Origin of the sequence: Rhizobium sp. 25PS6, assembly GCF_032464655.1 — a bacterium.
Lineage (GTDB): Bacteria > Pseudomonadota > Alphaproteobacteria > Rhizobiales > Rhizobiaceae > Rhizobium > Rhizobium laguerreae.
In genome coordinates, this window is sequence record NZ_JAWDIV010000022.1 from 96,551 (window position 1) to 118,772 (window position 22,222).

General features: G+C 61.0%; 21 protein-coding genes. 10 read left to right on the top strand and 11 right to left on the bottom strand.

All coding sequences use genetic code 11. The annotated features are described in order from the left end of the window. Nucleotide 1 precedes the first annotated feature (1 nt). Genes RWK44_RS27750 through RWK44_RS27760 form a run of 3 tightly spaced genes read left to right on the top strand, consistent with a single transcriptional unit; the run spans nucleotide 2 to nucleotide 2,220 of the window. Complete coding sequence (locus tag RWK44_RS27750) at nucleotides 2–1,060, top strand: maleylacetate reductase (protein WP_221980536.1); 1,059 nt, start codon at nucleotides 2–4, stop codon at nucleotides 1,058–1,060. A gap of 18 nt (nucleotides 1,061–1,078) precedes the next feature. After that, nucleotides 1,079–1,927: a dioxygenase family protein gene (locus RWK44_RS27755; protein ID WP_221976194.1), complete on the top strand. Its 849-nt coding sequence runs from the start codon at nucleotides 1,079–1,081 to the stop codon at nucleotides 1,925–1,927. After that, the gene (locus RWK44_RS27760) at nucleotides 1,924–2,220 is read left to right on the top strand and encodes a YciI family protein (RefSeq protein WP_168255636.1); all 297 of its coding nucleotides are present in this window, start codon (nucleotides 1,924–1,926) and stop codon (nucleotides 2,218–2,220) included. The genes RWK44_RS27755 and RWK44_RS27760 overlap by 4 nt, the downstream gene beginning before the upstream one ends. 31 nt (nucleotides 2,221–2,251) lie before the next feature. On the opposite strand, the gene ligD is transcribed toward RWK44_RS27760, so the two are convergent. The 11 genes from ligD to RWK44_RS27820 all read right to left on the bottom strand — a co-directional run bounded on the left by ligD (nucleotide 2,252) and on the right by RWK44_RS27820 (nucleotide 13,144). Continuing rightward, a complete protein-coding gene (gene ligD / locus RWK44_RS27765; protein WP_221976193.1) occupies nucleotides 2,252–3,295 on the bottom strand; it encodes a non-homologous end-joining DNA ligase in 1,044 nt (347 codons plus the stop codon). An 8-nt stretch (nucleotides 3,296–3,303) separates the two neighbouring features. Beyond that, nucleotides 3,304–4,122, bottom strand: a complete 819-nt coding sequence (gene ku / locus RWK44_RS27770; RefSeq protein ID WP_168255640.1) for a non-homologous end joining protein Ku — start codon at nucleotides 4,120–4,122, stop codon at nucleotides 3,304–3,306. A 12-nt stretch (nucleotides 4,123–4,134) separates the two neighbouring features. Continuing rightward, on the bottom strand, nucleotides 4,135–5,034 hold the full coding sequence (ku, locus tag RWK44_RS27775; RefSeq protein ID WP_077980709.1) for a non-homologous end joining protein Ku: 900 nt from the start codon (nucleotides 5,032–5,034) through the stop codon (nucleotides 4,135–4,137). Between the two features lie 482 nt (nucleotides 5,035–5,516). Further along, complete coding sequence (derI, locus tag RWK44_RS27785; RefSeq protein WP_003562478.1) at nucleotides 5,517–5,972, bottom strand: D-erythrulose-4-phosphate isomerase; 456 nt, start codon at nucleotides 5,970–5,972, stop codon at nucleotides 5,517–5,519. Between the two features lie 11 nt (nucleotides 5,973–5,983). Next, a complete protein-coding gene (locus RWK44_RS27790; protein ID WP_131641157.1) occupies nucleotides 5,984–6,754 on the bottom strand; it encodes a triose-phosphate isomerase in 771 nt (256 codons plus the stop codon). After that, nucleotides 6,751–7,527 (bottom strand): DeoR/GlpR family DNA-binding transcription regulator, encoded by a 777-nt coding sequence (locus RWK44_RS27795; RefSeq protein WP_131663498.1) that lies wholly within the window; start codon nucleotides 7,525–7,527, stop codon nucleotides 6,751–6,753. Before RWK44_RS27795 ends, RWK44_RS27790 begins: the two co-directional genes overlap by 4 nt. A gap of 100 nt (nucleotides 7,528–7,627) precedes the next feature. After that, nucleotides 7,628–8,563, bottom strand: coding sequence for a sugar-binding transcriptional regulator (locus RWK44_RS27800; protein WP_168281503.1), 936 nt, complete (start codon nucleotides 8,561–8,563; stop codon nucleotides 7,628–7,630). Nucleotides 8,564–8,633: 70 nt separating this feature from the next. Next, the gene (locus tag RWK44_RS27805; protein ID WP_168281505.1) at nucleotides 8,634–9,566 is read right to left on the bottom strand and encodes a sugar phosphate isomerase/epimerase family protein; all 933 of its coding nucleotides are present in this window, start codon (nucleotides 9,564–9,566) and stop codon (nucleotides 8,634–8,636) included. A gap of 11 nt (nucleotides 9,567–9,577) precedes the next feature. After that, entirely contained in the window at nucleotides 9,578–11,089 is a 1,512-nt protein-coding gene (locus tag RWK44_RS27810) for a glycerol-3-phosphate dehydrogenase (protein ID WP_168281507.1), read from the bottom strand. A 32-nt stretch (nucleotides 11,090–11,121) separates the two neighbouring features. Then, nucleotides 11,122–12,696 carry an FGGY-family carbohydrate kinase gene (locus RWK44_RS27815; protein WP_245503825.1) on the bottom strand — a complete coding sequence of 525 codons (1,575 nt, stop codon included), beginning with the start codon at nucleotides 12,694–12,696 and terminating at the stop codon, nucleotides 11,122–11,124. A gap of 79 nt (nucleotides 12,697–12,775) precedes the next feature. Then, nucleotides 12,776–13,144 (bottom strand): hypothetical protein, encoded by a 369-nt coding sequence (locus RWK44_RS27820; RefSeq protein WP_222000457.1) that lies wholly within the window; start codon nucleotides 13,142–13,144, stop codon nucleotides 12,776–12,778. A gap of 343 nt (nucleotides 13,145–13,487) precedes the next feature. On the opposite strand from RWK44_RS27820, the gene RWK44_RS27825 reads away from it, so the two are divergent. The 7 genes from RWK44_RS27825 to RWK44_RS27855 all read left to right on the top strand — a co-directional run bounded on the left by RWK44_RS27825 (nucleotide 13,488) and on the right by RWK44_RS27855 (nucleotide 22,168). After that, nucleotides 13,488–14,144: a DUF2291 domain-containing protein gene (locus tag RWK44_RS27825; protein WP_077980716.1), complete on the top strand. Its 657-nt coding sequence runs from the start codon at nucleotides 13,488–13,490 to the stop codon at nucleotides 14,142–14,144. Further along, nucleotides 14,141–15,685, top strand: coding sequence for a sugar ABC transporter ATP-binding protein (locus tag RWK44_RS27830; RefSeq protein ID WP_168281511.1), 1,545 nt, complete (start codon nucleotides 14,141–14,143; stop codon nucleotides 15,683–15,685). Before RWK44_RS27825 ends, RWK44_RS27830 begins: the two co-directional genes overlap by 4 nt. 22 nt (nucleotides 15,686–15,707) lie before the next feature. Beyond that, complete coding sequence (locus tag RWK44_RS27835) at nucleotides 15,708–16,760, top strand: ABC transporter permease (protein ID WP_168281512.1); 1,053 nt, start codon at nucleotides 15,708–15,710, stop codon at nucleotides 16,758–16,760. Between the two features lie 112 nt (nucleotides 16,761–16,872). After that, nucleotides 16,873–17,820, top strand: a complete 948-nt coding sequence (locus RWK44_RS27840; RefSeq protein WP_003550839.1) for a D-ribose ABC transporter substrate-binding protein — start codon at nucleotides 16,873–16,875, stop codon at nucleotides 17,818–17,820. A gap of 149 nt (nucleotides 17,821–17,969) precedes the next feature. Beyond that, nucleotides 17,970–18,812 (top strand): DeoR/GlpR family DNA-binding transcription regulator, encoded by an 843-nt coding sequence (locus tag RWK44_RS27845; protein WP_062941572.1) that lies wholly within the window; start codon nucleotides 17,970–17,972, stop codon nucleotides 18,810–18,812. Between the two features lie 37 nt (nucleotides 18,813–18,849). Then, a complete protein-coding gene (locus tag RWK44_RS27850; protein WP_131663503.1) occupies nucleotides 18,850–20,379 on the top strand; it encodes an FGGY-family carbohydrate kinase in 1,530 nt (509 codons plus the stop codon). Between the two features lie 37 nt (nucleotides 20,380–20,416). After that, a complete protein-coding gene (locus tag RWK44_RS27855; RefSeq protein WP_316029688.1) occupies nucleotides 20,417–22,168 on the top strand; it encodes a glycerol-3-phosphate dehydrogenase/oxidase in 1,752 nt (583 codons plus the stop codon). Nucleotides 22,169–22,222: the final 54 nt, after the last annotated feature.

A 22,222-nucleotide genomic window follows, 5' to 3' on the forward strand; every position in this document is an offset into this window, starting at 1 on the left:
CATGGTTGCACCTTTCAGATACACGGCCAGCGCGGCCCAGGTGATATTCGGGAGCGGCTCGTTGAACCGTCTCGCCGAGGCGATTGCAGGGCAGGGCGGCAAACGCGCCCTGATCCTTTCGACCCCGCACCAGAAAGCGGAGGCTGAACGGATCGCCGCTTCCCTCGGCCCGCTGGCGGCTGGACTATTCCACGATGCGACGATGCATACGCCGGTCGATGTGACCGAGCGCGCGATGGCGGCCTATAACGCAGCCGGTGCCGATTGCGTCGTCGCGATCGGCGGCGGATCGACGATCGGTCTCGGCAAGGCAATCGCCTATCGCAACGACGCGCTGCAAATCGTGGTGGCGACGACCTATGCGGGGTCGGAGGTTACACCAATCCTCGGCCAGACAGAGAACGGGCAGAAAACGACGATCCGTGGGGCCGGCATCCTGCCTGAAGTGGTGATCTACGATCCTGAACTGACACTGGGATTGCCGGTCAACATCAGCGTCAGCAGCGGGCTCAATGCGATGGCGCATGCGGTCGAAGGTCTCTACGCCCAGGATCGCAACCCCATTTCGTCCATGATGGCGGTCGAGGGCTTGCGCGCGCTAAAGCAGGCTTTGCCTCAAATCGTCAATGCACCTGGGGACATCGGGCCGCGAAGCGAAGCGCTATACGGTTCCTGGCTGTGCGGCACGGTGCTCGGAGCAGTTGGCATGGCCCTGCATCACAAGCTTTGCCATACGTTGGGCGGTAGCTTCGACCTGCCGCATGCCGAAACCCATGCGGTCATTCTTCCCCATTCTGCTGCCTACAATGCCGCAGCCGCGACGGATGCGCTAAAGCCCGCTGCCGATCTTTTTGGCGGCTCGCTGGGCGGCGGTCTTTATGATTTTGCCGCTTCGATCGGCGCGCCCATGGCGCTGCGGGATCTGGGTATGAAGGAAGCCGATCTGGATCATGCGGCGGAACTCGCCGCCCGGAACCCCTACTGGAACCCGCGCCCGATCGAACGGAAAGCGATCCGGGCTTTGTTGCAGAGCGCCTGGGAGGGCGCGCGGCCGCGTTAATGCTAGGAGGATGGCCACGTGCCTGAATATTTCACCGAAGAGAGATCCGTGGAAGCCGTCAACTCGCGGATGGGGCAGGGCGTTGATCCGCGCCTTGCCGAAGTCATGGCGTCGCTCGTCAAGCACCTGCATGCCTTTGCCAAGGATATCAGCCTGACCCAGGAGGAATGGGAGCTGGCCATAAGCTTCCTGACCCGTACCGGCCATCTCTGTCATGATGAGCGACAGGAGTTCATCCTGCTCAGCGATACGTTGGGTTTGTCGATGCTGGTGGATGCGATCAACAATCGGCGTCCGCCAGGCGCCACGGAAAATACGGTGTTTGGACCGTTCCATGTCGAAGGGGCGCCCGTACGGCAGATGGGTGAAAACATCTCGCTCGACGGCAAGGGCGAGAGCTGTCTCTTCATCGGCCGGGTGCTGGATCTTGACGGCAATCCGATCGAGAGAGCCCGGATCGATGTATGGTCGGATAATTCCGATGGCTTCTACGACGTCCAGCAACCGGATATACAGCCGAAGTGGAACAACCGGGGCATTTTCGTCACCGGCGCAGATGGCGCCTATAGCTTCGTTGGAATAAAGCCGGTTTCCTATCCGATCCCGGATGACGGCCCGGTCGGCCAGATGTTGGCGTCCCTCGGCCGCCATCCCTACCGTCCAGCCCATACCCATTACCTGATTACGGCTTCAGGTTATCAGAAGCTCGTCACCCACACGTTTGTCGGCGACGATCCTTATCTGGAATCCGATACGGTGTTTGGCGTTAAAAACAGCCTGGTCGCGCCTTTCGAGCGTGTCGATCACCCGACGGTCTGGCGCTCCGATTTCGACTTCGTGCTGACGCCGGTGGAGAATAGACAATGATCGTCGCCCGCTACGCGGTATCCGACCCCGGCAAGGCTGCCGAACGCTCGCGATTGCTCGATGAGCACAAGGCCTATCTGCATGGCGCGCCGATCCGCATCCTGCTGTCCGGACCTTCTGCACCGCCGTCGGAGGGCAAGGGTTCCACCGCAATCGTGATCGCGCAAGTCGAAACGCTCGCCGCGTTCGAGGCGTTCAGCGCAGGCGACCCCTTCGTCCGCTCCGGCATTTACGCGAGCGTCGATATATTCGAATGGCGGCCCAGTTTTGGGCTTCTTCTCGAGAACCTCTGATCGGCGTTTTGACCTTAGAGCAAGGATGATTTTAGCTCATATCGAAGACGGCGGCGTTGTCCTGAACCTCGCGCAGCCCCTTGTAGGAGGCATGGCGGAGATTGCCGTCATCCGTCCAGCCGCGAAACTCGATCTCGGCGATCAGCGTCGGCTGCACGAGGACGAGGCGCTTGCCCTTCAGGGGAACGACCGGCCGGCTCGTCTTCAACCGGTCCAACGTCTTTTTCAGGTATTCAGCATCTCTGGCACCGAAACCGGTTCCGACCGACCCAACGTAAATCCAGTCGAGCCCTTGTCTGCCGGCCAGCAGCAGCCTGCCGATGCCGCCGCGGGCGGATGCCGACTGCTCATAACCGACGATCATGAAGCTCTCGCTCTGGACGCATTTGATTTTCAGCCAATCGCCCGTGCGACCGCTGCGGTAGGGCCGGTCGCGGTGCTTGGCAATGATGCCTTCCAGATGACGATGGCAGGCGTGCTCGAGGAGGTCTTCGGCCGGCAGCTCTATCTCTTCGGAGATGCGGATCGTCTGATCATCGCCTTCCGGTATCAGGTCTTCAAGCAGGTGCCGGCGTACGTCAAGCTCGGTGCCGGTCAGATCGTGTCCATCGAGATAGAGAAGGTCGAAGGCAACGAGGATTGACTCGGTCGACACCCGCTTGCCGCCCCGCCCGCCGAGAGAACGTTGCAGGGCGCCAAAATCCGATCGGCCGTGATCATCGAGTACAACGGCCTCGCCATCGAGAATGGCGGTCGTCACCCCAAGCTCTTTTGCTGCCGCAGCGATGGCGGGGAAGCGATGGGTCCAGTCATGGCCGCCGCGAGTAATGACTCGCACGCCCTTCGGTTCAATATGGATTGCCAATCGATAGCCATCCAATTTCACCTCATAGAGCCAATCCGGCCCCACGGGCACAGTCGGCTTCAGCAGTGCGAGGCACGGCTCAATGCGCGACGGCATTGGATCGAAGGGCAGACTGGGCTGGTCAGGATCGCGCTTGCGGATCGGACGAGACTGCAGCGTTGAGTGAGATTCGTCGAGCAAGGGCAGAATTGGGCGGCGCGGGCGCGTCATGATCAGGTCTAGCGCCTCCCCGGGCGGTTTTCCGCTTCGACCGACTTGCGCAGGGCATCCATGATGTTGATGACATTGCTTGGTGCCGGCTCTTGCTTTTCCTTGGACTTGGACGTTGTCCTGCTCGGCTTTTTCATCTGCTTCTTCTTCGCGTCGATGATGTCGAGGAGTTTGTCCTGAACCGGATCGGAAACCATCTTCGGGCTCCAGTGCTGCGTCTGCTTTTTGATGAGCTGCTGGACAAGCGGCATCATTTCGCTGTCGGCAGGCTGGTCATCGACTCTCTCGAAATAGGTCTCTGCATCGCGCACCTCATCCCCATAACGCAGCGTCCAAAGTACGATGCCCATGCCGCGTGGCTCCAACATGACGGCGCGTTCCCGTCTCGAGATCACCAGTCTCGATATGCCGACCATATTCTCGGCGGCCATGGCGTCGCGAATGACTGAAAACGCCTCCTGGCCGACCGGATCGTCCGGAGAAAGATAGTAGGGCGTATCGAGCCAAATCCAGTCGACGCCGTCGCGCGGTGCGAAAACTTCGATGTCGATTGTTTTGGTACTGTCGAGCGCGATACTTTCGAGTTCCTCGTCTTCCAGAATGACATACTCGTTCTCGCCGCGTTGATAACCCTTGACCTCGTCCTCATCCTTCACCTCCTTGCCGGTGACGGAATCCACATAATGGCTGACGACGCGGTTCTGCGTCTCTCGGTTCAAGGTGTGGAAGCGGACCTTCTCGTTTTCCGAGGTCGCGGGCATCATCTGCACGGGGCAGGTGACAAGCGAGAGCTTGAGATAGCCTTTCCAGTGGGGACGAAGGGCCATTGCATCCTCCGATCAGCTGGCGCGGCGGTGTTGAGCGGCGCCGGTGCCACGCGACTTCGCCGATGTAGCACGCGCTGCCTTCTGGCGCGCTTTTCCGGCATTTGCGTTAGCTGCGGTGCGCTTGTTCTTGGCGGGCGCGGGCACTCCGGCACTTTCACGCAGCGCCTGAAGCAAGTCGCTCGGCTTTGATGCGGGAGGCGCCTTCTTCTTCGGCAGCGTACGGCCCTCTATCTTGGCCTTCACCAGCTCGGCGACGGCCTCCTCATAGCGATCATCGAACTGCTTCGGATCAAATTCACCTTTCTTCGTATTGATGATGTGCTTGGCAAGTTCCAGCATCTCGCCTTCGATCTTCAGGTCCGGCATTTCCTCGAAAGCCTTCTGCGACGAACGGACCTCATAGTCATAGTTCAAGGTGGAGCCGACCAAACCGTTGCCGTGCGGCCGAATGAGAACGGTACGCAGACGCCGGAACAAGACCGTACGAGCAATTGCAGCAACCTTGGCCTTTTTCATGCCGTCGCGCAGCAGCTTATAGGCGTCTCCGCCTAATTTGTCGGGAGCAAGGTAGTAGGGCTTGTCGAAATAGACATCATCCACTTCATCGCAGGGAATGAACGCCTCGACCGTAAGTGTCTTATCGCTGTTCGGAATCGCGGCCGCGACTTCGTCGGGTTCAAGGACGACATATCGCCCGTCCTCGATCTCGAAACCTTTGACCTGATCCTCGCGCTCGACGGGATCGCCGGTTTCGCTGTCGACGAACTCACGCCGAACCCGATTGCCAGTCTTTCGGTTAAGGGTGTTGAATGCGATCCGTTCGGACGAGGATGCGGCCGTGTAGAGCGCGACGGGAAACGCAACTTCTCCAAACTTGATGTAGCCTTTCCAATTCGCCCGCGGGGCAACCATCTGCGCGACTCCCTCACACAACCAACGCGAGTCAACTCAATCACCCGGCTGATTGTTCCGCCGCGAAACGAATCTAATTTCAATGACTTAACGTACGACAGCCTCCCGTATTCCGAGTCCGGAGATGTTCTTGATTCGATGCATCTTTTTGTCACGGCGTGCGTTTCAAGAAGACGGCAACCACAGGAATAGATGACATGACCAAGCGCGAACTGATCGATACCGGCACCGACAAACGCTATGTCCGCCGTAATAAGCAGGGACAGTTTAAGGAGAGTGATGACGTCGGTCGCTCGCTAGCTGCCGATCGCCGCTAAACGGCCAAGACGAAAGCAAAGGCCGGCGAGGGCGACCGAGGCGATTGCAACGTCAAACATTGACGAGATCGCCAACCGCATCGATCTCCCGCATCGGTCTCTTCGGCCAGACAGCCGATGCGGGTCGTCCTGCCGCCGACAAGCCGTTTCTTGGTCGCGGCAGGATCAGCGGGCGCTGTACTTTGCGTCGAGATCATCCATGGCCTTAACGTTACCGGCAGAGCGGCCGTTCTCGTCGAAGGTCTGGGCAAGAAATGCGTCAGCGATCGACTTTGCAAGCTCGGTTCCGATGACGCGGGCTCCCATGGTGATGATCTGCGCATTGTTGGAAAGTGCTGCACGCTCGGCAGAATAGGTGTCGTGCGTCAGGGCAGCACGGATGCCCGGAACCTTGTTGGCCGAGATGCAGACGCCGATGCCGGTGCCGCAAACGAGGATCGCCTTGTCGTAGGTGCCGTCGATGACGCCTGAGGCAACGCGATCCGAGAGGTTGGCATAGAAAGGATCAGCGCCGGCGCTGGTACGCGAGACTTCGTAGACGTCGAAGCGGTCCTTCAGATGGTCGGCCAGAACCTTGGCGAGGCCTTCGCCGGCGCTGTCTCCTGCAATGGCAAGTTTCATTGTCTTTCTCCTCAGAGTTTGGCGGCACATCTGGCCAGGATGTCGAGGTAACCTTCGACATTCCAGGCCGAACGGCCAATGAAGAGCCCGTCGATATGCGGGCTCGAGATCAGTTCTTCGCAGTTCTGCGGGTTGACCGACCCCCCATAAAGGCAGGGGATCTTCCGGCCCAGCACAGTTTCGGCGACGGCGATGATTTCAGACTGGCGTGCATCCGCATATTCCGCGGTCGCCGGGATGCCCTTCTCGCCGATCGCCCAGACCGGCTCGTAGGCGAGCAGGATTTCGGCGCTTTTCTGGGCGCCGGAAAGTTTCGAAAGCGCCCCGCGCACCTGGATCGCGAGGATATCGGCGGCCTTTCCGCTTTCGCGGTCGGAAAGCGTCTCGCCAATGCAGATCAGCGGAATTAGGCAGTGGCGAACGGCTGCTTCGGTCTTCAGACCCACTGTCTCGTCGGTCTCTGCAAAATGTTCGCGCCGTTCGGAATGACCGAGCTCGACGAGATCAAGATTGCAGTCCTTCAGCATCACCGGCGAGACTTCGCCGGTCCAGGCACCCTGATTGGCCCAATGCATGTTCTGGGCGCCGACCTTCACCGAGGTCTTGGCAAGCAGCGACTTGACCTCGCGTACCGCTGTGAAGGGCGGAATCACAAAGCGCTGGATACGCGGGTCACGCGCGGCATCGGCAGCTTCGAGGCCGCGGGCGAAATGCTCGGCTTCAGCAAGCGTCTTATTCATCTTCCAGCTGGTGCCAATCCAGAAGCGCGGCTTTTCGGTCATGTCGGATCCTGCGTTGATGCGATGGTGAGCGTAATGCCCGCCTGCTCGAATTCCTCGAGGACACTAGCATCCGGTGCGCTGTCAGTGATAATCGCGTCGAAGTCGGCCAGGTCGGCCATGACATGCAGGGCAGTGTGGCCGATGCGCTGATGGTTGACCAGAAGGCAGGTCCTGGTCGACGACGCGATCATCGCCCGTTTGGCGCGCACGACGTTATCGTCCATGTGATAGGCGCGCCCGCCGCTGACGGCGGGCGTCGAAATGAAGGCGATGTCGGCTCTCAGGCGCGACAGTGCCTCCTCGGTGACGACGCCGAGATAGGCGTTGAATTTGGCCGAGTAGATCCCGCCGAGCGCGATCAGCGTGATGCCGGTTTCGCCTTTCAGCCGCTCCATGATCGCCGCGTTGTTGGTGATCAAGGTCAACGGCCGCTTCTGCAGCAGCATTTCGCCGAGCACGGCCGCCATCGAGCCGTCGTTTACCATCACCGTCATACCCGGCTCGACCAGTTCCAGCGCGGTCTCGGCCATAGCCAGCTTGGCCTCGTTGCCCTGGCGTTCGCGAATGCGGAAGTCGCTTTCGAACTGCGTTCCGGCGTCAATGGTCGCGCCGCCGCGAACCTTGCGCAGGACGCCGGCCTGCTCGAGATCGTCGAGATCGCGATGGATCGTCATCTTTGACACGGTGAAGCGATCGGCAAGGTCGTCGAGATCGACGGTCTTGTTTTCGACGAGCAGGTTGACGATCAACTGCTGCCGCTCTTCCCGCCTCATCCCGATCTCCACCCTCGTTTGATGTTAAGATAACGGAGTATGCGTGATAATCAACATTTATTATGTTATTTTGCGATCAAATATTGTTGTGTTTCCGTAGCTACTTCAGCAGCGACTGCGCGGTTCGTTCGTCGGTGATCAGCCCGAAAAGGCGACGGCTATTCAGAATTGCCCGGATGGCCGCCACTTTCGACTGTCCGCCCGCCAGCGCCACGAGCCGCTCTTTCTTGGTTTTGGGAAAAGATGCAGAGAGCGTGCGCGCCGTCAGCGCGGTCTCGAGGATATGGCCGTCGGCGTCGAAAAAATGTCCGAGGATTTCGCCGACGCCGCCTGCGGCAGCAATGTCGTCGATTTCACCCGGTTCGACCATGCCGGACAAAACCAGCTGCGCCTCGGCATCGACAGTTCCCAGGCCGACGAGCTTGAGGTCGGCATTATTGGCAAGATCGAAGACCTCCTTGACGGCACGCTGCGCCTTCAGCACTTCGCGGTCCTCGCCGGTATTGGCAAAAAAGGGAACCGGCATGACATAGGCATGGGCGCCGGTCTTTTCGGCGATGCGATGCATCACGTCATAGGGATTGGCGCCGTAGTTTCGTGTCAGCCCGCCAAGCAACGAGACGAAGCGCAGGTTCTTCGCGCCCACCCTCGGCATATATTGCACGGCGGCGGAAAGCGTGCGGCCATGACCAAGGCCGATCACCGTATTGTCGCCGCGCTCGATCTCGCGCTTGAGATAGCCGGCGCCTGCATGGCCGAGTGCGCGCAGCGGCAAGCCTTCCTCGCCGAGATCGGGGGCGACCTCGCAATATTGAAGCCCGAACCGTTCCGAAAGCCGCATCTCCAGCTCGACGCATTCGACGATATCCCCGTCGATGGTAACTTTGACGACACCATCGGCGACCGCTCTGGCGATCAGTCGATGGGCCTTTACCGACGGCACGCCGAGGCGGCGCGCAACGTCGGACTGCGTCAGGCCACCGGCATAGTGGAGCCAGGCAGCACGCACGGCAAGCGTATCATCGGCGTCCGTCATCACGGCTCCTTTTCGAAGGTCATGCGGCGATTCCGCCGTATCACAGTGCTGCCTTTTAAAGATCTCCGCCTCAGATGTTCAAGTCGGCGATGCCGGTGTCGATATGCGGCGCCCAGAAGGCGACGCTTTCGGCAATCTGCGGGATGACCTGGCGATCGTTCGGCTCGCGTTCCTTGAAGGAGAGTTCCAGGCAGATTTCATTGTCCTTCGCCCCACCTTCGGCCAGCGCCTGGAGCAGAGGTGCCGGCTGGATGCGGCCCTTGGCGTTAAATTCGGCGGTAAAGGGCCGGTGCCCGCCCTTGTCCATCAGGCTCTGTTTAATGTGGATGATCGGCGATATCGGCGGGACGGCGCGCGCCCAGGCATAGGGGTCGTAGTCATCGGGATCGGCGGAGGTGATGTCACCATGATCGATATCCGCCATCATCCACATCGGGATGGCCATTCCGGCCGCTGTCAGCCGCTTCTGCAGCGACAGGCAGGCGCCGATCGTCTCACCGAACTCGCGGCCGATGCTCATCGGCTCCCAGAACATGTAGGAGAGGCCTGCGGCGCGCGCGTGCTCGGCGACATCAGCCCAACAATCGATGGCGATCTTGATCAGTTCCTCGCGTCTGGCCGGGTCGTCGAAGTCCTTGTAGGTGAAGATCGCAAATTGCGTGCCGACCGAATGGCCGCCGAGATCGGCGGTGATGTCGGCAAAGGTCTTGAACCAGTCGACGTAATAGCGGCGCACATCGGCATCCGGATGTCCGAAATGGTTGAGGCGCCCATAGGGGCCTGTCATGCCCGAGGTGACCCGTACGCCGGTGCGTTTCAGCGCCGCGCTTATCGTGCGCGTCAGGCGGCGGATGACGGGTGCCTGCCAGCTCGGATTGATAAACTCGTGGGTCAGTTGGAGGTCGCGGATCCGCAAATCACGCGCAACCGTATCGATCAGATCGTCTGGATCGGCAAAGCGGTTCACCAGCGGATTGGTGTTGAGCGAAAGGGTCAGCGGCATGGCGGCATCCTTCAGGCGGCGGCAAGGCGGGTGGAAGCAAACCACTCGCCAAAGGCCGCGCGTTCCGCTTCGATCAGATGGAGGTAGTGTTTGGTGCGGCGATAGAGGATGTCGTCCGCCGTTTCGGCCCATTCCGTTGCGACGAGATAGCGGGCCTCGGCCTCATAGAGCTGTCCGCCGAAATGCCGCCCGAGCCCTTCCATGCTTGTCGCGCCGGCAACCACGTTCCTGGCGCGAGCGCCGTAGAGACGGCCGTAGTGATGCACGAGTTTGCGCGGCATCCAGGGATAGATATCGCGCAGGCTGTTGGCGAAGCTCTCGTAGTCGGCATTCGGAATTTCGCCGCCGGGCAGTGGCGCTTTCTCAGTCCAGTCGCCTCCCATATTCGGGAAAATATGCTTGAGACGCTGCATGCCGCGTTCGGCGAGCTCGCGGAATGTGGTGATCTTGCCGCCGAAGACGTTGAGCAGCGGAGCGCCGCCTGTCTCGTCGAGATCGAAGACATAGTCGCGGGTAACAGCGGACGGATTGCCCTTACCATCGTCAAACAGCGGGCGCACGCCGGAGAAGCTGTGCAGCACATCGTGGCGACGCAGCTTTTCCTTGAAGTAGCGATTGACCGCCTGGAGTAGATACTCGATCTCCGTCTCGTCGGCGGCGACATCCTCGGCCCGGCCTTCGTAAGCGATATCGGTCGTCCCGATCAGCGCCTTGTCACCCTCGTAGGGATTGATGAAAATGACGCGTTTGTCGTGGTTCTGGACCAGATAGGCATTGGCGCCCGGCCAGAACTTCGGCACGATGATGTGGCTGCCCTTGACGAGCCGGACGTTGCGGCCGGAGTTCGATCCGGCGACGCGATTGATGATGTCCATCACCCAGGGGCCGGCGCAGTTCACCAGACATTTGGCACGGAAGGTTCGCGTCTCTCCCGTGGCGTTGCTTTTCGTGACCACAGTCCAACCGCCGTTCTCGCGACGGGCCGAAACGGCCGGCGAGCGGGTCAGCACCAGAGCGCCGTTTTCCGCTGCGCTCACCGCATTCAAGGTCACGAGGCGGGCGTCGTCGACCCAGCAATCGGAATATTCAAAGCCGCGTGTGTATTGATCGAGGATCGGCGTGCCCTCGGGGTCGCGGAGCAGGTTGAGCGTGCGGGTCCCGGGCAGCTTCTTGCGGCCGCCGAGATGATCATAGAGGAAGAGGCCGAGCCGCACGAGCCATGCGGGGCGATCCTCTGGGCTGTGCGGCAGGACAAAGCGCATCGGCCAGATGATATGGGGCGCGGCATTGAGCAGCACTTCACGCTCGATCAGCGCCTCACGCACCAAGCGGAATTCGTAATATTCGAGGTAACGCAGACCGCCATGCACCAGCTTGCCCGAGCGAGACGAGGTTCCCTGTGCCAGATCGTCCTTTTCGCACAGCACGACCTTCAGGCCGCGACCAGCGGCATCGCGTGCTATCCCCGCACCGTTGATGCCTCCGCCGATGACGAAGAGATCCAGGAGTTCGGGTTCGGTCATGTCATGCTCCTTCAATGTCTGCTGCATCAGAATTACGCGCCCAGCGGCGACGTCGTTGCGGCTTCGGCAAGCTTGTCCCAGGCGGGCGCCATTGCCTGGCGTACATCGGTGTAGGCAGAAAAAAGCCGGTCGAACCTGTGGGCCTCGCTGGCATCCGGTATCTCCGGATCGCCGAGCAGCGGCGTCACCCAGTCGGCAATGCAATCGTCCATGCTGGAATAGACGCCGACAGCCACCGCGGCCATCATCGCCACGCCGGCCGCCCCGGTCTCCTCGCGGCGCGACTGGCGGATCGGTGCGTTGACGGCGGCCGAAAGTGAGCGGCGAAGGGCGACGGAGCGTGTTGCCCCGCCGGTGACCCGCAGCTCTTCGGGCATCGCGCCCATCGCCGCGTAGCAGTCGCGGGTGGCAAGCCCCAACCCTTCGACCACGCTGCGCAGCAGGTCGGGGAAGCCGTGACGCATCGAAAGCCCGGTGAAGCCCGCGCGCGCATTGGCGTTGACGAAAGGCCCACGTTCGCCCGCTTCGGAAATGTAGGGATGGTAAAGCACCGACCCCGGCCGGCTTTCTGCAAACCAGCCGTCGATGCGCGCAATGAGGTCTGCATGCGAAGCAGGCTTGCCTGCCTCGGCCATCAGATAGGCGGCGACGTCGAGGATCCAGTCGACGTTGATCGTGGCACCCATATTCGTCTGGACCTGGGTGACGATGCCGGGGATAGGCAGGGCGATCACATAGCCGGTCCCTTCACGATTGAGCTGAACGTCGGCAACGGACTTGGCGCGCAAGTGCACGCCGGTCGAGCCGATCGTCGAGCAGGCGGCGTTGTGAGCGCCGCTGCGCACGCCTGCACCAAGCGCCGTCATCACCATGTCGACATAGCCGAGGCAGACCGGCGTTCCGGCAAGAAGCCCACAGGCCTTCGCCGCCTGCGATGTCAGTGGGTGGCTGATCTCGCTGCCGTCGATGATTTCGGGCAGGAGCCTGCGTCTATGGTCAAGGCCGAGCGCGTCGATCACGACTGCATCATACTGGCGCGTTCTGAAATTGCCGAAGGTGAAACTCGCCTCAGATGGATCGGTTGCCCGCACGCCTGTGAGGTTGAGATAGAGCCAGTCCTTGCAGTGCAGCGCCGTCTCCGCCCGATCGAGAAGATCCGGCGTGAAGCGGTCCATATGGGCAAGTTGCGCGCCCTGCTGGCAAGTGTTGAGCCCGGTGCCTGTTGCCTCGAAGCGGGCACGGTTCTGCGTTCCGCCGGCGAGCGACGTCACTGTCGGCGCGGCGCGCGCATCGAGCCACAGCCAGGCGTCGGCGACCGGCCGATTGCCGCGGCCGACGAGCCAGGTGCCGTCGCCCTGTCCGGTGACGGCGATAGCTGCGGTGCGGGATGCAAGATCAGGGACTTTTTCGCCGAGGCCACGCAACGCGCTGGCGCAATCGAGCCAGGTCTGATCCAGCGACTGCGTTGCCGAGCCATCGTCTCCGGTGGCGTATCTATTGCGCACGGAGGCAGTGGCGATCTGGCGGCCGGACAGATCGAAGGCGACAGCCTTGATGACCGAGGTGCCGGCATCTATCCCAATGATGATCTTCTCGGTCGATGTCATTGCAGGCCTATCTCGCCACCACCGCAAGCGCCGCGGCGGGCCATACGCGCATCAAATTCATCTGAAATCCTCCCGATCCCTAACTCTCTGCGATGATGCATGCGGCTGCCAACTTCGGTTCTTTCACGAGCAACGGCAAGCGCGGCCACTTCGGCAAATCCCAGGATCGGCGCGCCGCAGAAACCTTCCTAACCTCGCTCGAAAAGATAACATAAAGATACCATAATGCTAGTAAGATTTTTCTAGCGGTGTAATTTTTTTCATCTAAAATAGAGGAGTTGGGAGTTTGCTTCCCCGCCGCCGCGCTATCGGCAGGTGGCGTCAAAAGCGGCAGAGCGCGCAATGGTGCAGCTGTGAGATAACAGTTAAAAAACATGTGGATGGCGAAATTATGCGGCTGAATGACAGATGTGAAAGTGTCTGCATTTGCCGCCGCTTTTTGCTGCACCGCAGCGTGATGAACAAGATGTGAGGTCGTGCATTTCAGTCAAGTTGCCGCGAAAGTGCCGTTGACAGCTTATAAAATATATAACATCATCTACGGCATAAATAACATACTTCTATCACGGAAGTCCCTTCCTGATGGAGAATTTGCAGGCCAAGGCGGTTGGAGGAGACAATCGCCGGTCTTGTTGAGGAGGCTTCCGATGCGAATTTTCGTCCAGAGTTGCGCTCTTGCGGGCGGCCCGCCGGCTTCCGTTCCGGTGCGACGCAGTGCTTCAGCCCGTCTGCGGTCATCATCGCGCTAGCCTTCTTCACCTCGCTATTCCAAGCCCAAAGGCCGAACGGACATGAGTACATCGCCCGATTATCCAGCATCAAAGCCGAGCAGCAGCAATCGCACGCTCCTTGTCAGCGCGGCGTTGACGGCCATCGTCGTTGCAGCGATCGCGTTCGATACGACGGTCGTCAGGATCGGCTCCGAAAACGATGTCCGCCAGCAGGCATTCTCTCCGGAAACCTTCGGCGCCGAGCAGTTCCCGAAGATCAAGGCGAATGTCGAGGAGCGGGCCGTTGCCGCCGCCGATCTCGCGGCCGCCATTGCCGCCGACAAGAAGGCGGCGGCCGAGAAATACGGCACCGCGACGAGCACGGGCCCGGTCATCCCCGTCACGCTGACCGGCGTTTTCGGCGCTCGCAAGTCGAACACCAACGAAATGAAGATCGATGGATTGCCTCCCGAGACGGTGGTCCGTGTCCAGACCGGCCCTGCGGTCAACGGCACGGACCTCCGCGATGCAACCGGCACCATCGAATTCGGCCAGTTTACCAACCAGATCCAGTATCAGGATGCCGGCTCGGCCATCAATAACGAGATGAAGAAGGCGGTTTTCGCGGGCCTGGATGCTGACGCCCTGGACGGAAAGCAGGCGACCGTGGTCGGCGTCTTCAAGCTCATCAACCCGAAGAACTGGCTCGTCACGCCGGTGAAGGTCGAGCTCAAATGAACCAGCCGCAACGCAGCAACGGGGCGAAAGGCGAGGTCGTCCTCGCCGCCCGCAATATCGCAAAATCCTACGGCAGCGTTCACGCCCTCAAGGGAGTGAACTTCGACATTCATCGCGGCCAGGTCACAACCCTGTTCGGGGAGAACGGCGCGGGCAAGTCGACCCTGATGAAGATCCTTTCGGGTGTGGCGCAGCCAAGCTCCGGCGAGATCATTCTCGACGGCTCGCCGATCAGCTTTACCTCGTCGACCCATGCGCGCGAGTGCGGGATCTCCATCATCCATCAGGAGCTCAGCCTGGCCCCCAATCTCAGTGTCCGCGACAATATTTTCATGGGCCGGGAGATCATCAAGGGCGGTGTCGTCGACTTCGCTGAAGAGGAGCGTCAGACCCGGGCGCTGATGGAAGAGCTCGAGGAAGATATCGATCCGCTGACCCGGGTCGAGGATCTTCGCCTCGGCCAGCAGCAGATCGTCGAGATTGCACGGGCACTCTCCGTCAATTCGCGCATCCTGATCATGGACGAGCCGACCTCAGCGCTGAGCGCGACCGAGGTGGAAGTGCTCTTCAAAGTCATCCACGACCTGACGAGCCGCGGCGTGTCGATCGTCTACATCTCGCATCATCTGGAAGAGGCGCTGCAGATCACCCATCACGCCGTCGTTCTGCGCGACGGAAACATGACGGCCTATGCCGAGCGCAAGGATATCGATCTCGAATGGATCGTCCGCAACATGGTCGGCGAGAATTTTGACCTTGGCAGCCCACCGGAAGGTCACCCGTTCGGAAACGTCTCGCTTTCCATCGAAAACCTCAGTGTCCCCGGTCCCTCCGGCGCTGCTTATAATGCAGTCGATCGTCTGTCTCTCAAGGTGCGTGCCGGCGAAATCGTCTGCATCTACGGGCTGATGGGCGCCGGGCGCACGGAACTGCTCGAGTGTGTTGCCGGACGTCTGCGCGCAAGTGGCGGACAGGTTCTGCTCGAAGGACAGGACGTCAGTGGGCTCAGCATCGCCGGGCGCATTGCCAGCGGTCTGGTGCTCGTGCCCGAAGATCGCCAGCGCGACGGTCTCGTCCAGACGATGACGGTCGGCTCCAATCTATCGCTTGCGAGTATCCGCGCCTTCACCCAGGGGCTTTTCACCTCCGGCCATCGGGAGCGCGATCTCGTCAATGACGCGATCCGGCGGGTGCATGTGAAAACCGATGGCGGTGCTGCGTCGATCGGCTCGCTCTCCGGCGGCAACCAGCAGAAGGTCGTCATCGGCAAGATGCTGGCAACCCAGCCAAAGGTCATCCTGCTTGATGAGCCAAGCCGCGGCATCGACATCGGCGCCAAGGCGGAAGTTTTCAAATTGCTCGCGGAGCGCGCCAAGCAGGGATTGGCGGTCATCTATTCGACGTCCGAAGTCAATGAATGCCTGAGTATCGCACACCGCATCATCGTCATGCACCGCGGCAGGATATCGGCCGAGTTCGGCTCGGATGTCACCAAGGAAAAGATCATGGCCGCCTCCGGCGAAGCCGTGATCGCGCACTAGCCTGGATTATGGAGCACTGATTATGTCAGTCACGAACGTCACCGAAAAGAAAACAGTTTCCAGCGGGCAAAAGCGCAATACCAATATCGTGCGTCTCATCCTGGAGGGCCGGGCCTTCTTCGCGCTGATCGTCATCATCGCGGTCTTCTCGTTCCTGTCGCCCTATTACTTCACACTGAACAACTTCCTGATCATGGCGTCGCACGTCGCGATCTTCGGCATTCTGGCGATCGGCATGCTGCTCGTTATCCTCAATGGCGGTATCGATCTGTCGGTCGGCTCAACACTGGGGCTTGCAGGCTGCATCGCCGGTTTCCTGATGCACGGCGTCACGCTGACCTATTTCGGCGTCATCCTCTATCCGCCGGTCTGGGCCGTCGTCGTCATCACATGTGCGCTCGGTGCGCTGGTCGGTGCGGTCAACGGCGTGCTGATCGCCTATCTCAAGGTGCCGGCCTTCGTCGCCTCGCTCGGCGTGCTCTACGTCGCCCGCGGTATCGCGCTCTTGATGACCAACGGCCTGACCTACAACAATCTCGGTGGCCGTCCGGAACTCGGCAATACCGGTTTCGACTGGCTCGGCTTCAACCGGCTCGCAGGCATTCCGATCGGTGTCATCGTGCTTGCGGTTCTCGCCATCATTTGCGGCATCGTGCTGAGCCGCACCGCCTTCGGCCGCTGGCTCTATGCCTCAGGCGGTAACGAGCGGGCCGCCGACCTCTCCGGCGTCCCGGTCAAGCGCGTGAAGATCATCGTCTATGTGCTTTCGGGCGTCTGTGCTGCGATTGCCGGCCTGGTCCTCTCCTCGCAGCTGACCTCCGCCGGCCCGACGGCAGGCACAACCTATGAGCTGACGGCGATCGCAGCCGTGGTCATCGGCGGCGCGGCGCTGACCGGCGGCCGCGGTACGGTTCGCGGCACCATGCTCGGCGCCTTCGTCATCGGCTTCCTTTCGGACGGCCTCGTGATCATCGGCGTCTCGGCCTACTGGCAGACCGTGTTCACCGGCGCTGTGATCGTTCTCGCCGTCCTCATGAACAGCATCCAATACGGCCGCCGGGTCAAATCGTCCTGACGGCTGAGACCGAAACTTATCCACGACGGCAGGCTGGAGTCCAGGAACGCCGATTGGGGAAAGCAACGCCGGATCACCGGCAATAACTGAGCTCACGAATGGGAGAGAGACTATGTTTAAGAAAGGCATGCGCATACTTCTGGCCGCCGCGGCCGTAGCACCGCTTCTGGCAAGTTCGGCTTGGGCAGCGGGCATGATGACGATCATCGTCAACGATCCGTCGAATCCCTATTGGCTGACGGAAGGCAATGTCGCCAAGGCAACCGCCGAAAAGCTCGGCTACACGGCCTCGGTCAACGCCCACAAGGGTGACACCAATACCGAAAGCAACCTGATCGATACGGCGATCACCAACAAGTCGGTGGCGATTATCCTCGACCCGGCAAACGCCGACGGTTCCGTCGGAGCGGTCAAGAAGGCCGTTGCTGCCGGCATCCCGGTCATCCTCGTCAACGCCGAAATCAACCAGGAAGGCCTGGCCAAGGCGCAGCTCGTTTCCAACAACGCACAGGGCGCCGCACTTGGTGCGCAGCAATGGGTCGAAGCGATCGGCGACAAGGGCAACTATGCCGAACTCTTCGGCGCTCCGTCCGACAACAATGCTGCAACGCGGTCGAATGGCTACGAAACTGTCCTTTCGCAGTATCCGGATCTGAAGAAGGTCGCCAAGGAAGTTGCCAACTGGGACCGCACCCAGGGCCACAACAAGATGCAGTCGATGCTGCAGGCCAACCCGGATATCGTCGGCGTCATCTCGGGCAATGACGAAATGGCGCTCGGTGCGATCGCCGCGCTCAAAGAAGCCGGCAAGCTCGCCAATGTGAAGGTCGGCGGCTTCGACGGTTCACCGGATGCCGTTGCTGCCATCAAGGCAGGCGAACTCCAATACACCGTTCTCCAACCGGTTGCCGTCTTCTCCGAAGAAGCCGTCAAACAGGCCGACAATCTCATCAAGACGGGTAACACCGGTGCCAAGAGCGAGAAGCAGCTCTTCGATTGCCTGTTGATCACCAAGGACAACATTGACAAGTACACTGGCCCGTTCGTTCTGGCGCAGTAAACGGAAGAGGGCGCTCGCAAGAGCGCCCTCACTTTCATGCTGGAAGCGATGGTCGACGGTTCAATCGTCGGTTGCGTTTCGCCTTTTTGCCTTGGCGCGGCAATCACTGTACGAAGCTGGGATCCATAATTCAGCGACAGGGGTGACCCGTGACACAGAAGACCAGCCGGGACGACGATCTGTTGGACCAGCTCACCAGCGACAGCCGGCAGACGCGCCAGATCGCGCGCCGCCGCATGATTGCAGAGGCCGTGATGGGTGAAGGCTCGATGCGGATTGAAGACCTGACCGACCGCTTTGGGATCAGCCTGATGACGGCTCATCGCGACGTCGATGAACTCGTCAGCCGCGGCCTCTTCAGGAAGACGCGTGGTATCGTCACGGCGGCGGCGACCAATCTCATCGAATCCAGCGACGTCTACCGCTCGAACCGTCAGTCGGCCGAAAAGAAGCTGATCGCCGAGGCGGCAATGCAATTCGTCGAACCGGGGCAGGCGATCTTTTTCGACGACTCGACCACGGTTCTTCAGATGGCGGCACATCTGCCTTCGAAGGCGCCGGTCACCGCAATCACCAATTCCCTGACTCTGATGAATGCGCTGACGGGCCTGCATGACGTGACGCTGCTCGCCCTCGGCGGCCAGTATTACAATTGGTGCAATGCCTTCATGGGTCGCATGACCATCAACGAGATCAAGGCTCTCAGGGCAGATGTCGCGTTCATCTCGATGTCGGCGATCAGCGATGGCACGGTGCTGCACCAGTCTCCTGAGACAGTCGATACCAAGCGCGCTATGTTCGATTGTTCCGTAAAACGCATCCTGCTTGCCGATCATACCAAGTTCGAACGGCGTGCGCTCCACAGTTTCGCAGCACTGGATGAATTCGACGTCGTCATCGTCGACGACAAGACCCAGCCGGTGCACATCGACCGCATGCGGTCCAGAGATATCAACGTGGTCATCGCCAAGGGCGCCGGAGGGCGCTCCTGACGGCGCCGGCCCGTTGCTCCTCGTGAGGTAAATCTGAATGCCGACACTGCTCGGGATCGATAGTGGTTTGACCGTCACCAAGGCGGTCGTCTTCGATATCGACGGCACGCCTCTTGCAGCCGCCCGGCGCCGCGTCACGCAGTTCATTCCGAAGGCCCGCCATATCGAGCGCGACATGGATGAATTGTGGAACGCGACGGCCGATGCCATTCGCGAAGCGATTTCCCTCAGCGGACGACCGGCAAGCGACATAGAGGGCATTGCCGCTACCGCGCATGGAGACGGCATCTACCTGCTCGATCACGCCCGGAAGCCGCTTGGCCGGGCCATTCTCTCGCTGGACAGCCGGGCAGGGGCGATCGTCGACCGGTGGACGCAGAGCGATGTCGCCGACCTGGCGATCGAACTGACGGGGCAGATCCCGCATGTCTCCGCGCCATCGGCATTGCTTGCGTGGATCCGCGAAATGGAGCCTGAACGCTATAAGCGCATCGGCCATTTCTGCAGCTGCAAGGACTGGCTGCGGTTCTGCCTCACCGGGATCATCGGTACGGACCGCACCGAAGCCAGCACCTCCTTCACCAATGTCAAAACGCAGAACTACAGCGAGGACGCCCTGCAGCTGTTTGGATTGCAGGATCTCGTCCACGCCCTGCCGCCGGCCTCGCGCTCCGACCAGATCGTCGGACGCCTGACCCGTGAAGCCGCGCAGCTGACGGGCCTAGCCGAAGGGACGCCTGTCGTTGCCGGTCTGCACGACGTCACGGCCTCGGCGCTCGGGGCAGGGGGCTATGCCAAGGGCGTTGTCGCAGTCATTGCCGGGACCTATTCGATCAACGAGACGCTTTCGTCGGAACCGCGTGTCGATCGACGCTGGTTCTGCCGCAACGGGATTGCGCCCGGCATCTGGAACAGCATGTCGATCTCCCCGGCCTCGACAGCCAATTACGACTGGTTTCTGGATACGCTCTGCGCTGCCGAGCGAATGAATGGCGAGATGCAAGGCAACTCGATCCACGCCCTGCTGGCGCCCGAGATCGACGCCGCCTTCGAGCGCCCCTCGACGGCGCTCTTCCATCCCTATCTGTTCGGCTCGCCTTATGGCGCAGCAGCCAGCGCCGGCTTCTTCGGGCTCGGTGGATGGCACGACCGCGGCGATATGCTGCGCGCCGTGCTTGAGGGCATCGCTTTCAATCATCGCATCCATGTCGACGCGCTTCGCGACGGCTTTGCCTTCGATCAGGCGCGGCTCGCCGGTGGCGTCTCGCGCAATCCTGCCGTCGTGCAGATGTTTGCCGATGTGCTTGGCATGCCGGTCACGGTCACCGAGACCGATGAGGCGGCCGCCTGGGGTGCTGCGCTTTGTGCCGGCTCGGGCGCCGGTATCTTTGCCGATCCGCAGAGCGATCCGCGCGACACGGCCTCCATCGCGAAAACTTGCCGGCCGGATGCGGCGCGCAGCGCGGATTATGAAAAGCGTTACCGGGTATTCCGCGACATTGCCGACGCGATGATCCCCCTTTGGCCTAGGATTGCCGCGCTTGCGCCGGAGCAATCGGCAAACTGAAAAGACAAATGCCTGCAGCGGCGGGCGATTGAGGACGATGAGCATGACCCCCGATTTGCAGCAGCGCTTCTCGAATCTCGGCGAGAACGATATCGACGTTTTGATCATCGGGGCGGGCATCAACGGTGCCGGCCTGTTCCGCGACCTCTCGCTACAGGGTGTCAATTGCCTGATCGTCGACAAGGCCGACTTTGCCTCCGGCACGAGCGCCGCACCATCGCGGCTCATTCACGGCGGCCTGAAATATCTGGAAACGGGTGAGTTCGGACTGGTTGCGCAGTCGACGCTTGAGCGCAACCTCCTGCTGAAGAACGCGCCGCATTGCGTCGAGCCGCTGCCGACCTTCATTCCGGTCTTTTCCTGGACACGCGGCATCGGGGCAGCGATCCGGACGCTCTTCGGGTCGAAGACGGCGCCGCGCAGCCGTGGTGCGGTTCTCATCAAGATCGGGCTTCGGCTCTACGACTTCTTCGGTTCGCGCGACCAGGTCATGCCGCGCCACCGGCTGATCCTGAAGAAACAGGCGCGCAAGGAAATGCCGCATATTACCCCCGCCATCGTCGCCGGCGGCATCTATTACGATGCCAAGATCAGCAGGCCGGAGCGGCTCGTCTATGAGCTCGTCGGTGATGGTCTCGACGCGAATGCGGGGAGCCTCGCGGCGAATTTCGCGACACTGGCTGCTGTTTCACAAGGGCGTTTGACCTTCCGTCAGCCCGATGGTCGTGAGCTCACCGTCGCTCCCAAGCTGGTCGTCAATGCGGCAGGTCCTTGGATCGATCACGTCAACACGTTGCTCGGCGCTCCATCGCACCTGATCGGCGGCACGAAGGGCTCCCACATCCTGCTTGACCATCCCGAATTGGTGCGAAGCCTCAACGGCCAGATGATCTATTTCGAGGCCGACGACGGCCGCATCTGCCTGGTCTACGACTATCTCGGGCTGGCGCTGGTCGGCTCGACCGACATTCCCGCGGATGATCCGGACAACGTCTCCTGCGAAGAGCCCGAAACGGAGTATTTCCTCGAAAGCGTCCGCTCGCTGCTGCCGACGCTGCGCTTCGATCACAACCAGATCGTTTACAGCTATAGTGGCATCCGCCCGCTACCTGCATCGGATGCGACCGTACCGGGGCTGATCAGCCGCGATCACTCCGCGCCGGTGAAGGAGCCAGAGGACGGCAGACCTTTTCCGATCATTTCGCTGGTGGGAGGCAAGTGGACGACATTCCGCGGCTTTGCGGAAGAGGTCGCCGACACCATTCTCGCCCGGCTGCAGCGCAGCCGCAGCCAGTCGACGCGCTATCTCGCGATCGGCGGCGGCAAGGCCTTTCCGGCTGAGGCCAAGCAACGTAACGCCTGGATCAGGGATATGGCGTCACGCAGCGGCGTTGTTGCCGAGCGAGCTGACGAACTGCTCGGCCGCTACGGCACGACGGCTGTGGCCCTGCTTTCTTCCCCCTCAAGCTATTCCGACGAACAGCGCCTGACCGGTGCGTCGCGTTACAGTTTCCGGGAGATCGACTGGATCGCCCGGAACGAACTCGCCGTCCACCTGTCGGACATCGTGATGCGCCGCACGACGCTTGCGATCGAGGGCCGGTTGACGCTGGAAGGCCTGCGGGAAATCGCCGGCGTTGTCGGGGCGGCGCTCGATTGGAATGCCGAACGAACGGCAAGCGAAATCGAGGATGTTGTCAGCCAGCTGAGCCGCTTCCACGGCCAAGCACTGACGGGCGGACCTGTCGCCGCCGAGCCGGAAAAGGCACCCCGCCCGGCCTCGGGCTAGAACAGGATGATTTTAGGCCGGGTCGGCCCAAAATCTAAATCCTGTTCTACATTA